Source organism: Massilia sp. S19_KUP03_FR1 (assembly GCF_036688685.1).
Lineage (GTDB): Bacteria > Pseudomonadota > Gammaproteobacteria > Burkholderiales > Burkholderiaceae_D > JALYUM01.
Genome location: NZ_JAQQPS010000001.1, coordinates 211,976 through 224,820 on the forward strand (window position 1 = coordinate 211,976; position 12,845 = coordinate 224,820).

Genomic DNA, 12,845 nt, shown 5'->3' on the forward strand with positions numbered 1-12,845 from the left:
ATGGCCTTCTGGTTCTCCCTGCGCGCCACGCTGCGCGGCCTGCTGCGCGAAGCCGTGCGCGGCGTGTGGGCGCGCTGGCTCGTCTATCCGCAACTGGTGGCCAACGAACGCGACAGCACCCGCCTGCAGATGGCCAATGCCCGGCGCCTGCGTGCGCTCGGCCTGGCACCCGCACCCGGCACGCCCCTGATCGACAAGGCCGCCGTGCGCGCCGCTCCCGCGCGCTTCGTGCGCCCGCGCCGCTGGGGCTCGCTGCTGCGCGCCACCATCCGCACCAGCGGCACCTCGGGCACGCCGCTGGCGCTCACCCAGTCGCTGTCCTGCGTGATCCGCGAAGAAGCCTTCGTATACCGCCAGCTGCGCTGGATCGGCTACCGCCATGGCCAGCGCCGTGCGTGGCTGCGCGGCGATATCGTTTGCGCAGCGCGCCCGCGCCAGGCCGTCTACTGGTGCCGCGACTGGGCCAGCAATATGCTGCTGCTGTCCTCGTATCACCTGGCCGACGCCACCATCGGCGCTTACATTGCCGCACTCGAACGGTTCGACCCGGTCGTGCTGCACGCCTACCCATCCTCGGTCGCGGCGCTGGCCGCCTGGCTCAACGCGCACGGCCGGCACTACCAGGGCCGTGCGCTGCGCGGCGTGATGACCTCGTCCGAAACCCTCGCGCCCGCCGTGCGCCATGCGATCCAGACCGCCTTTCGCGTGCCCGTGTTTGACTGGTACGGCCAGGCCGAACGGGTCGCCGCCATCGGCACCTGCGAGCATGGCCGCTACCATTTATTGAGCGACTACAGTGTCGTCGAAGTGCTGGCCGATGGCGAACTGGTTGGCACCAGCCTGAACAACAGCGCCATGGCGCTGGCGCGCTACCGCACCGGCGACACGGTCACACTGGGTGGCGGCGCCTGCCCCTGCGGCCGCATATTTCCTGTCGTCGACGCCATCGCGGGCCGGCAGGAGAACATCATCGTGTTGCCGGACGGGCGCCGCATCGGTCGCCTCGACCGCGTGTTCCAGGGTCAGCAGGATGCGCTGGTCGAAGGCCAGGTGGTGTACCGGGGCGATGGCCGGTTTACCTTGCGCGTGGTCACCTGCAAGCCGTTCGACGACTGCGCTTTGCTGGCGGCGTTCCGCCTGCGCGTGCCCGGCGTGGAAGTACAGGTCGCACACGTCGACGCGATTCCGCGTGGACCGAACGGCAAGTTCGCCTTCGTCACGACCGAGCCGGGCGGGCCTGTCCACGCGCCCGGCCGCGTGCTGATGTTCGGCACCGATCCGGCAGGGCGCGGCGGCATTGCCGCGACCGTCGCCAGCTGGCGCGCTGCGGCCTGGTTCGCGCGTGAAGGCGTGCGCTACGTGCCCAGCCACGTGGACGGCGCGCGCCGCGCCAAGCTGGCCGTGTTCATCGAGGCCGTTGTCACCTTGCTGCGGATGCGGCCGCGCATCGTCCACGTCCACGCGGCCTCGCACGCCAGCTTTTACCGCAAGGCGCTGCTGCTCGCGCTCGCCCGCGCGCGCGGGTGCCGCACCGTGTTCCACCTGCATGGGGGCGGCTTTGCGGCGTTCGCGGCAAGCCGGGTTGCGCTGGTGCGCCACACCTTGCTACGCTGCGATGCCGTGCTGGCGCTGTCAGCGCACTGGGCCGACTATGTGCGCACGCTGGCGCCGGGTGCGCCGGTCCACGTGCTGCCGAATGCCGTTGCCTTGCCGGCGCAGGCGCTGGACCGCGTGGAGCCCGGCCGGATCCTGTTCGTGGGACGCCTGGAAGCGGCCAAGGGTGTCGATGAGCTGAGCGAAGCCGCCGCCCGGCTGGCGCCGCGCTATCCGATGCTGCGCCTGGTGCTGGCTGGCAGCGGCGCGTACCAGCACAGTGCGGCGCACCTGGAGCTGGCTGGCTGGATCGATGCCGACCATCGCGCTGAACAATTGCAAAGGGCGGCGATCTTTTGCCTGCCGTCGCACGCCGAAGGCTTGCCGCTGGCGCTGCTCGAAGCGATGGCGGCCGGCAAGGCCATCGTCGCCAGCGCCGTGGGCGCGATCCCCGAGGCCCTGGCGCCCGACGCTGGCTTACTGGTGCCGCCGCGCGACGTCGATGCGCTCGCCGCGGCACTGGAGCAGCTGCTGGCCGACCCGCTTGCTGCCGCTGCGATGGGCGCGCGCGCGCGCAGCGTGGTCGCCGCGCGCTACGACAGCGGCCAGGTCGACGCCACGCTGTCTTCGCTGTACCGCGCGCTCGACCCATGACGCCGCGCTGGTTGCTCAACCGCCTGCGCTGCATGAGCGTGGCCGAAGTCGCGCACCGCGCTGGCCGGGCGCTGGCCCGGCCACGCTTGCACCCGCTGGCGCCGCATGCCGATGGCGTGGTGTTCGCCCGCAGCGGCGTACCGGACCTCGACGCGGCCGAACGCGCCGCGCTGCTATTGGAAGCGGCCAGTATCGACGCCGGCCGCGTGCCCTTGTTCGCGCGCCACACGGTGACGCTGGCGTCGCCCCCGGACTGGAACGCTGCACTCGACCGGGCCGATATCAAGTACACGTGGGAGCTGAACCGCCACCTGCACCTGGTGCGCCTGGCGCAAGCCTGGGCGCTGACTGGCGCCGAGCGCTGGCGCGCCAGCCTCAACGCCCAGTTGCGCAGCTGGCTAGCCCAGTGCCCGCCGACGACCGGACCGAACTGGACCAGCGGCCTGGAACTGGGCATTCGCCTGATCAACTGGAGTCTCATCTGGCAACTGCTGCACGGCCAGGTTGACGCCGCTGTGCAGGCGCCGTGGCTGGCCAGCATCCGTGCCCATTGCACGATGATTGCGGCGCGGCTGTCGCGCCATTCCTCGGCGAATAACCACCTGATCGGCGAACTGGCAGGCTTGTATGTGGCCGCCTGCACCTGGCCTTGCTGGCCCGAGTCGCGCGCCTGGCGCGCGCAGGCGCAGCGCGAGCTCGAAGAACAAATGCAGGTCCAGTTTCACGCCGACGGCGTGCACCGCGAACAAGCGTTTGCGTACCACGTTTTTTGCTGCGACTTCCTGTGGCTGGCCGGCTTGCTGGGCCAGGCCAGCGGCGCACCGTTTTCCAGCGCGTACTGGATGCGCCTGCAGCGCGCGCGGGATTTTACGCGCGCGGCCGCGCAGGTCGGCGCCAACGTCGGCGACGCCGACGATGGCTCTGTCTGGCGTCTGCAATCCGGACACGGTCGCGCAGGGGAGCCCTGGCTGCAGCACCTGTTTCCCGGCCCGCCGCCGCCCGTCGTGCCCGCACAGCCGGCCTGGGCCTGGCCAGACGCCGGCTACTACCTGTTCGGCACGCCGGGCCGGGTGCAGGGTATGGTCGACTGCGGCCCGCTCGGCTATCTCGGCATCGCCGCCCACGGCCACGCCGACGCGCTGTCGCTCACACTGCATATCGACAACCTGCCGGTTCTGGTCGATTCCGGCACCTACGCTTACTGGCGCGAAGCACGCTGGCGCGACTACTTTCGCGGCACGTCGGCGCACAACACGGTGCGGGTTGACGGCCTCGACCAGTCGGTGGGCGGCGGGCGCTTCCTGTGGCTGCGCAAGGCGCGCACCCGGGTCGATGTCGCACCGAGCTCGGCGACGGATTTTTTCGTGGCCGCCAGCCACGACGGCTACCTGCGCCTGCATGACCCGGTGCGGCACCAGCGCAGCATCCGCTTCGCCGACAACGCCCTGGTGGTACACGACCATATTCTGGGTCGGCGCGTGCATCGCAGCGAAATCTTCTGGCATTTCGCGCCTGACCTGGAGGTGCAACTGGCCGGCCAGGGCGTGCTGGTGCGCACCGCCCGGTACACACTGGCGCTCGAGGCCAGTTGCGGCACGCTGGAGCTGGTGCGGGGCGCCGACCATCCACCGCTGGGCTGGTACGCGACGGCCTACGATCTCAAGACGCCATGCACCGTGTTGAGAATCGTTAACGAATCGTCTGACGTGCGCGTCGAGTGCAGGATTACAATATCGTTCTTTGATAAATAGTCAACGCGAAAGCTTACCCATGCTGGTTTACCTGGTCGCCGGGGCCCGTCCCAATTTCATGAAAATCGCGCCCATCGTGCGCGCTTTCCAGGCCCAGCAGCAGCTGTCGTTCAAGATTATCCACACCGGCCAGCACTATGATCACGACATGAATGCCGTGTTCTTCGACGAGCTCGGCATTCCCGCGCCGGACCTGTTCATGGCCGCCGGCGGCGGCGGCCATGCCGAGCAGACCGGCAAGATCATGGTTGGCTTCGAAGCACTCTGCATCGCGGCGCGGCCCGCCGCGGTGCTGGTCGTGGGCGACGTCAATTCGACGCTGGCCTGTTCCATCGTGGCAAAAAAACTCGGCATTCCGGTCGCGCACGTGGAAGCGGGCCTGCGCAGCGGCGACATGAGCATGCCGGAAGAAATCAACCGCCTCGTCACCGACAGCATCACCGACTGGTTCTTCGTCACCGAGCCGTCGGGCGTGGCGCACCTGCGCCGCGAAGGCAAACCGGAGGCCAGCATCCATTACGTTGGCCACGTGATGGTCGACAATGTCCTGTTCCAGGCCAACAAGCTGGCGCACCTCGACACCAGCGCCTTCGAGGGCGCCGCCTTCAAACGTGCCCATCCGCGTTACGGCGTCGTCACGCTGCACCGCCCCAGCAACGTCGACGACCGGCATGCACTGGCCAGCGTGGCCGGTGCATTGCGCGACATTGCCGCCGACCTGCCGCTGATCTTCCCGGTGCACCCGCGCACGCGCGCCAAACTCGCGCAGTTCGGCATCGACCTCGGCCCGCATATCACGTTGGCCGGTCCGCAGGGCTATATGGCCTTCCTGAACCTGTGGAAAGACGCCGCGCTGGTGCTGACCGACTCCGGCGGCCTGCAGGAAGAAACCACGGCGCTGGGTGTGCCTTGCATCACCATGCGCACCACCACCGAACGCCCGGTGACGGTGGACGAAGGCTCAAACGTGCTGGCCGGCACCGACCCGGTCAAGATTGTCGCGGCCGCGCGCCAGGTCCTGCGCGGCGAGGGCAAGCAGGGCCGGCGTCCGCACTTGTGGGATGGCCACGCCGCCGAGCGCATCGTTGCCATCCTGGCGCGCACCCTCGGCGCCATATGAACGCACAAATTTTGCTGATGGGTTGTAAAATAGACAACCTCACGATGCAAGAGACGCTCGACAAGATTGCCGGTTTCATTCGGGAGCGCACGCCGCACCAGCATGTTGTCGTCAATGTCGACAAGCTGGTCAAGGCCAGCCGCAGTCCCGCGCTGCGCCGCATCATCAATGCGTGCGCGCTGGTGAACGTCGACGGCATGCCGGTGGTGTGGGCCTCGCGCCTGCTGGGCACGCCCTTGAAAGAGCGAGTTGCCGGTATCGACCTGTTCGATGCGCTCATGCGGCGCGCGGCAGAATCCGGTTGGCGCGTATTCTTGCTTGGTGCGCGCGAAGAAGTGGTGGCCGGCGTGGCGGCACACTACCAGAAACAATTGCCCAACCTCGCGATTTGTGGCTGGCGCAACGGCTATTGGCAGGGCCCGCAGGAAGAGGCGCAAGTGGCCGCGCAAGTGCGCGCCAGCCAGGCCGACCTGTTGTTTGTGGCGATCAGTTCGCCGCAGAAAGAGCAGTTCCTGGACCGCCACCAGGGCGCGATGCAGGTGCCGTTCGCCATGGGCGTCGGTGGTAGTTTCGACGTGGTGGTGGGCAAAGTGAAACGGGCGCCGCGCTGGATGCAGCGCGCTGGCCTGGAATGGTTTTACCGGTTTATGCAGGAGCCGCGCAGGATGTTCCGGCGTTATTTTCTTGAAGACACGGCCTTTTTCTGGCTGCTGCTCAAGGAACTGGCGCAGCGGGCAAAGGCGGCACGACAACGATGAATGGGAAAGTACGGAAAATGAAAATACTCGTTACAGGCGGCATGGGCTACATCGGTTCCCATACCTGCGTTGAATTGATGAAGGCCGGCCACGACGTGGTGGTGGTCGATAACCTGTCGAACGCCAACGCGGCGGTGCAGCAGCGCGTTGAACACATTGCCGGCCGGCCGCTCGTGTTCGCCCAGGTCGATGTGCGCGACCGTGCCGGCCTGGAAGCCGTGTTTGGCGCGCACCAGATCGACGCCGTGATCCACTTTGCCGGCCTGAAAGCCGTCGGCGAATCGGTCGAACAACCCTTGCGCTACTACGACAACAACGTCAATGGCAGCGTGATGCTGTTCGAGACGATGGCGAAATTCAATGTCAAGACCCTCGTGTTCAGCTCGTCGGCAACGGTGTACGGCGACCCGGCTTCGGTGCCGATTCTGGAGACCTTCCCGTTGTCGGCCACCAACCCGTACGGCCGCAGCAAGCTGATGGTCGAAGACATCCTGCGCGATCTGTCGAAAGCCGAACCGGACTGGCGCATTGCCCTGCTGCGCTACTTCAATCCAGTTGGCGCCCACGAAAGCGGCCTGATCGGCGAAGAGCCGAACGGCATCCCGAACAACCTTGTGCCGTATATCGCCCAGGTGGCCAATGGTCAGCGCGAAAAACTGTCGGTCTACGGCGGCGACTGGCCGACCCCGGACGGCACCGGCCTGCGCGACTATATCCACGTGGTCGACCTCGCCATCGGCCACGTCAAGACGCTGGCCAAGCTGGCCCAGGCGCCTGGCACGGTCACCTACAACCTCGGCACTGGACGCGGCAACAGCGTGCTCGAAATGGTGAAGGCGTTCGAAGCGGCCAGTGGCAAGGTGATTCCGTTCCAGGTGGTCGCGCGCCGGCCCGGCGACATCGCCAAGTGCTACGCCGACCCAGCCAGGGCCCGTGACGAACTCGGCTGGACTGCCGAGCGCAACATCGCCGAAATGTGCGCCGATTCCTGGCGCTACCAGACAACGCCAAAATAATAAGGGACGACAATGAAAGCAATGATTCTCGCGGCAGGGAAGGGCACCCGGGTGCGTCCTTTGACCTACGATGTGCCAAAACCGATGATTCCGCTGCTGGGCAAGCCGGTCATGGCCTACCTGGTCGAACACCTGGCCAAGCATGGCGTCGAACAGATCATGGTCAACGTCAGCTATCTGCACGAAAAAATCGAAGAATTCTTCGGCGAAGGGCATCAGTTCGGTGTCCAGATCGGCTACTCGTTCGAGGGCTACACCAAGGATGACGGCGAAGTGGTGCCGGAACCGATCGGCTCGGCCGGCGGCATGAAAAAAATCCAGGAATTCGGCGGCTTTTTCGACGAAACCACCATCGTGCTGTGCGGCGACGCGCTGATCGATCTCGATCTGGGCGCTGCGCTGGCCGAACACAAGGCCAAGGGCGCCATCGCGTCCGTGATCACGCGCGAAGTGCCGTGGGACAAAGTGTCGAGCTATGGCGTGGTCGTCACCGACGCTGACGGGCGCATCACGCAGTTCCAGGAAAAGCCGAGCCAGGAAGAAGCCAAATCGAACTTTATCAGTACCGGCATCTACATTTTCGAACCGGAAGCGATCGACCTGATTCCGGCCGGCGTGACGTTCGACATCGGCGCCGACCTGTTCCCGCTGCTGGCCGAGCGCGGCCTGCCGTTCTACGCCCAGAGCCGCCCGTTCAACTGGCTCGACATCGGCACCATGTCCGACTACTGGGAAGTGCTGCAGAGCGTGCTGACCGGCGAAGTGCAGCACATGCACGTGCCTGGCACCCAGGTGCGTCCGGGCGTCTGGACCGGGCTCAACACCAGCATTGACTGGGACGGCACCACCATCGAAGGCCCGGTGTACATCGGTTCGGGCGTGCGCATCGAGGCCGGCGTGACCATCACGGGACCGTGCTGGATCGGCCACGGCAGCCATATTTGCGAGGGCGCGGAAATTGTCAGAAGTGTACTTTTCGAGTACACCCGGGTACTACATGATGTAACATTGCAAGAGATGATCGTCTTCAAAGAATATAGTGTGGACCGCGCCGGGGAGATGAAACATGCTTCCGAATACAGTACCGGCGAGTGGCTCAATGCCCGCGACCGACGCCGTTCGCGCCGGGCCGAGGCCACCGAACCGCAACCGTAACCTCGTACAGAAAGTTTTTGATGAAAATTTATCCCGTCATCCTCTCCGGCGGCGCCGGCACCCGGTTGTGGCCGTTGTCGCGTGCGGTGATGCCCAAGCAGTTGTTGCCGCTGGTTTCGAACCGCACCATGTTGCAGGACACCGCCTTGCGGGTCGCCGGTGGCCCGGAGTTGATGGCGCCGCTGATTGTGTGCGGCAATGAACACCGCTTCATGGTGGCTGAGCAAATGCGTGAGATCAATGTCACGCCACTGGGTATCTTGCTCGAACCGGCCGGCCGCAACACGGCGCCTGCCGTGGCCGCGGCTGCCGCATTTCTGCTGGCGCTCGATCCGCAAGCGGTGATGCTGGTACTGCCGGCCGACCACGTCATCAAGAATGGCCCGGCCTTTACGGAAGCCATCGCGCGTGCTGCCGCACTAGTGGGCGAGGGCGCCCTGGCCACCTTCGGGATCGTGCCGCAGGGCCCGGAGACGGGCTATGGCTACATTCGCCGCGGCGCCGCCGTGGCTGGCACGGATACCGGCTACCAGGTCGAACGCTTCGTCGAAAAGCCGGACCGCGCGACCGCCGAATCGTTCCTGGCCGACGGCAATTATTATTGGAACAGCGGCATGTTCCTGTTCCGTGCCGACCGCTACCTGTCCGAACTGAAGGAATTTAATCCGGCCATGGCCCTGGCTGCCGAGTCGGCACTGGGCGCCAGTTACCGCGACCTCGATTTCTGCCGCCTCGACGAAAAAATCTGGAATGCCTGCCCGTCCGATTCGATCGATTACGCGGTCATGGAGCGCACCACGCACGCCGTGGTCGTCCCGGCCGACATCGGCTGGAGCGACGTCGGGTCGTGGTCGGCGCTGTGGGAAGTGCAGCAGGGCGACACTGATGGCAACGTGCTGCGCGGCGACGTGTATGTCGACGGCGTGAAAAACTCGCTGGTGCGTGCCGAGAGCCGCATCGTGGCCGTGGTCGGCCTGGACGATGTGGTGGTGGTTGAAACCAACGATGCCGTGCTGGTCGCGCACAAGGACCAGGTCCAGCGCGTCAAGCAGATCGTCGAACACCTGAAATCGCGCGAGCGTACCGAGCATTTGCACCACAGCAAGGTGTATCGTCCGTGGGGCCACTACGAGGGCATCGATTCAGGCGATCGTTTCCAGGTCAAGCGCATCACGGTGAAGCCGGGCGAAAAACTGTCGCTGCAAATGCACCATCACCGCGCCGAACACTGGGTGGTCGTCAGCGGGACGGCGCTGGTCACCTGTGGCGACAAGGCTACGTTGCTGAGCGAAAACGAGTCGACGTATATTCCTATCGGTATGACGCACCGCCTTGAAAATCCAGGCAAATTACCCCTGCACCTGATCGAAGTGCAATCTGGCAGTTACCTCGGCGAAGACGATATCGTCCGTTTCGAGGACATTTATAAACGTTCGTGACCTTCAAACAAAAGTGAACCCCTACTTTTGTTTGAAAAAGCGTAAGCCAAAAATCCCTGGCGGAGCCAGATGATTTTTGGAGGAAAAAGCGACGCTTAGAAGCACGCTGCCAACAATTTCGTCACATTCACGCGACCTTGTTGCGTGCACAGGCCAGTGCCCCCCCCCGTTCGCGGTAGGGTGGTGACTGGCCTTTTTTTTATCCTGATTTATGCAACGCGCATGTCGCCAAATTAAGACACATATCGGGAGATTCAGGGAATTAGTCCCTTTGGCCCAAGCGCCGTCATCATTTTGTCATTTGCTCAAAGTACTATCGTTTTTGCTAATAGCTCGTTACTTATTGCTAACAGATTTATCGACGGCTTCGACTACCCACCCTGACAGGATGATGCAATGACTTCCCTTTTTGATTCAATTCAATCACCCGGCCGCAAGACTGTGCTGGCCGCTTTCGTCGCTGCCATGTGCGCCAGCGCGACCGCTTTTGCCGCGCCAGGTAATGTTGTCATCAGCCAGGTCTATGGCGCAGGTGGCAATGCCGGCTCTACCTACGCGAGGGATTTCATTGAATTGTTCAACCGTAGCAATGCGCCGGTTAACCTGAACAACATGAGCGTGCAGTACCAATCGGCCGGTGGCGATGTTTGGTCTGCCACGGCGCTGGGTAACGTCACCTTGCAGCCGGGCCAGTACTTCCTGGTTGCCGAGAGCAATGCCACGGCGGGCGAAGGCGATGTGGTCGGGACCGTTCTCATGGGCGCCGCCGCCGGCAAGGTGGCCTTGGTCAATCAGAAGACGAAATTGCCTGATGGTAATGGTGGTGCGGCAGTGCTCGATCTGGTCGGCTATGGTAGCGCCACGCGCTACGAAGGTGCCGGGCCCACGCCAGCGCCATCGGGCACCAAGTCGGTCAGCCGCCTGGACGGCGGTTGCACCGACACCGACCAGAATGGCCTCGATTTTGTCGCCGGCCCGATTGCGCCGCGTCGTACCACCTCGCCGCTGAATGTCTGTACCAGCGCACCGGTCGCCGCGCCCATCGTGCTGGCCTGTCCGGTCTCGGTGGCGGCGCCCGCAGGCGCGGGTACCTCCGCCATCCTGCGCGCCAGCGATGCCGATTCGATCGTCAACGGCGTCACCAGTACCAGTACCAATCCGGGCATCACCCTGTCGGGCTTCGCGCCAGCGACGGCCGTCGGCGCCAGCGCCAGCGTCAACCTCGATGTCGCCGCCAGCCTGCCAACCGGTCTCTACAGCGTCACCGTCAACTTCACCAACGACGGCGGCCAGGCTGCCAGTTGCGTCATTCCCGTATCCGTGGCCGGCCAATTGACGATTCCGCAAATTCAGGGATCGGGCGCGACCAGTGCTTACGATAAGACCGCCCAGGTGACCCAGGGTGTCGTCACGAAAGTCATCAGCACCGGCTTCTTCCTGCAAGACCCGAAGGGCGATGGTGACCCGACGACCTCTGATGGCTTGTTTGTCTACACGAGCATGGCTGCCCCCAAATTGGGCGATCTGGTCCGTGTTTCCGGTACCATCACCGAATTCACCCCCGGCGGGGCACCGCGTAGTTTGACCGAAATGATCAATATTTCGGTTCCGACGGTGCTCAGTAGCGGCAATACTATCACCCCGGTCAACATCGACCTGACCAGCGACGACCTCAGTCGCTATGAAGGCATGCTGGTGCGCTTCACTACGCCGCTGACGATCAATGGCAATAACTATCTGTCGACCTTCGGCGAGCTGACGCTCTCGAGCGGCCGGCGTGAAGTGCCGACCAACCGCTATCCTGCCAACAGTGCCGAAGCGAAGGCGCTGGCCATTGCCAACGACAAGAATTTCATTGTGCTCGATGACGGCTTGCACGTCACGCCCGCGACCCTGCCTTTCCTGGCCACGGACGGCACCGTGCGCAGTGGCGACACCATCAGCGACCTTACCGGCGTGATGGACTTCGGCTCGATCGGCGGCAGCACTGGCTGGTACAAATTGCAGCCAACCGTGACCCCGGTCATTTCCCGCACCGAGCGTCTCGCTGCGCCAGTTCTGGCGGCCGGCAACGTCAAGGTGGCCAGCGCCAATGTGCTGAACTTCTTCACCACCTTCACCAATGGCGGCGACGCCTGGGGCAGGACGGGACAGGGTTGCGTCATCGGCTCGGCCGCACCAATTAACACGGCTTGCCGTGGCGCCGACAACATGGCCGAATTCGTGCGCCAGCGCGACAAGATCGTCAACGAACTGAAAGCGATCGACGCCGATGCGGTCGGCCTGATGGAAATCCAGAACAACGGCGATATTGCTGCAACTTACCTGGTCGAGCAGCTCAACCTGGCAATTGGCAGCAATGCCTACGCCGTCGTGCCGCAGCCGGCCGCGCTGGGCACCGACGCCATCCGCGTGGCCATGATCTACAAGCCAGCCAAGCTGACCCTGGTCGGCGCGGCACTGTCCGATGGCGACGTGATCAACAACCGTGCGCCCATGGCCGCGACCTTCAAGGCAGCCAACGGTGGCAAGTTTTCGGTGGTGGTCAACCACCTGAAATCGAAAGCGAGCTGCCCAAGTTCGGGCGCCGACGCCGACAAGCGTGACGGACAAGGATGCTATAACGCCAGCCGTCTCGCCCAGGCCACGCGCCTGGTCAGCTATTTCCTGCCGCAAGTCGTTGCCACCTCGGGCGACCCGGATGTGCTGGTCATCGGTGACCTCAACGCGCATGGCTTCGAAGACCCGATCAACTACCTGACCTCGCACGGCATGGTCAACGAGATCGAACGCCTGGTTCGCCCACGCACCCAGCCCTATTCGTATGTCTTCGACGCCGAAAGCGGTTACCTCGACCACGCGCTTGCATCCACCGCGCTCGACAGCCAGGTGGTCGATGTGACGGAATGGCACAACAACGCCGATGAACCGCCGGCGATCGACTACAACCTCGGCGACACCGCGGTGGACTACTACACCAACAACGCGTTCCGCGCGTCGGACCATGACCCGGTCGTCGTCAGCCTGAACCTCGCGCCGTCGTTCACCGATATCACGAGCAGCGTCAAGATCGCCCAGTCCGGCCTGGCACTGAACCGCGCCAACGGCAAGTATACCGGCACGGTGAAATTCACCAATACCAGCGCCGCAGCCCTGGCCGGTCCGCTGCACTTCCGCCTGGATAGCCTGAGCGCAGGCGTGACGCTCGACAACGCCAGCGGTAGCCAGAACGGCGCGCCCTACATCACGCTGCCGGGCGGCCTGGCCGTTGGCGCCAGCGTCACCGTCACCACCACCTTCAGCACTGCCAAACCTGGCATCGGCTATTACGCAAAACTGCTTAGCGGCACCTTCTAAGG

At 64.4% G+C, this 12,845-nt stretch carries 8 protein-coding genes; all 8 read left to right on the top strand.

Going from position 1 to position 12,845, the window contains the following annotated elements; genetic code table 11:
• The 8 genes from V6M87_RS00935 to V6M87_RS00970 all read left to right on the top strand — a co-directional run bounded on the left by V6M87_RS00935 (nucleotide 1) and on the right by V6M87_RS00970 (nucleotide 12,843).
• Entirely contained in the window at nucleotides 1-2,247 is a 2,247-nt protein-coding gene (locus V6M87_RS00935; protein ID WP_332847840.1) for a glycosyltransferase, read from the top strand.
• Nucleotides 2,244-3,998, top strand: a complete 1,755-nt coding sequence (locus V6M87_RS00940; protein ID WP_332847841.1) for a heparinase II/III family protein — start codon at nucleotides 2,244-2,246, stop codon at nucleotides 3,996-3,998. The genes V6M87_RS00935 and V6M87_RS00940 overlap by 4 nt, the downstream gene beginning before the upstream one ends.
• Nucleotides 3,999-4,017: 19 nt before the next feature.
• Nucleotides 4,018-5,118, top strand: a complete 1,101-nt coding sequence (gene wecB, locus V6M87_RS00945; protein ID WP_332847842.1) for a non-hydrolyzing UDP-N-acetylglucosamine 2-epimerase — start codon at nucleotides 4,018-4,020, stop codon at nucleotides 5,116-5,118.
• The gene (locus tag V6M87_RS00950; RefSeq protein ID WP_332847843.1) at nucleotides 5,115-5,876 is read left to right on the top strand and encodes a WecB/TagA/CpsF family glycosyltransferase; all 762 of its coding nucleotides are present in this window, start codon (nucleotides 5,115-5,117) and stop codon (nucleotides 5,874-5,876) included. The genes wecB and V6M87_RS00950 overlap by 4 nt, the downstream gene beginning before the upstream one ends.
• A gap of 17 nt (nucleotides 5,877-5,893) precedes the next feature.
• Nucleotides 5,894-6,892, top strand: a complete 999-nt coding sequence (gene galE, locus V6M87_RS00955) for a UDP-glucose 4-epimerase GalE (RefSeq protein WP_332847844.1) — start codon at nucleotides 5,894-5,896, stop codon at nucleotides 6,890-6,892.
• 12 nt (nucleotides 6,893-6,904) lie between these two features.
• Entirely contained in the window at nucleotides 6,905-8,047 is a 1,143-nt protein-coding gene (locus V6M87_RS00960; protein ID WP_332847845.1) for an NDP-sugar synthase, read from the top strand.
• A gap of 20 nt (nucleotides 8,048-8,067) precedes the next feature.
• On the top strand, nucleotides 8,068-9,486 hold the full coding sequence (locus V6M87_RS00965; protein WP_332847846.1) for a mannose-1-phosphate guanylyltransferase/mannose-6-phosphate isomerase: 1,419 nt from the start codon (nucleotides 8,068-8,070) through the stop codon (nucleotides 9,484-9,486).
• Nucleotides 9,487-9,882: 396 nt separating this feature from the next.
• Entirely contained in the window at nucleotides 9,883-12,843 is a 2,961-nt protein-coding gene (locus V6M87_RS00970; RefSeq protein WP_332847847.1) for an ExeM/NucH family extracellular endonuclease, read from the top strand.
• The last annotated feature ends 2 nt before the right edge of the window (nucleotides 12,844-12,845 follow it).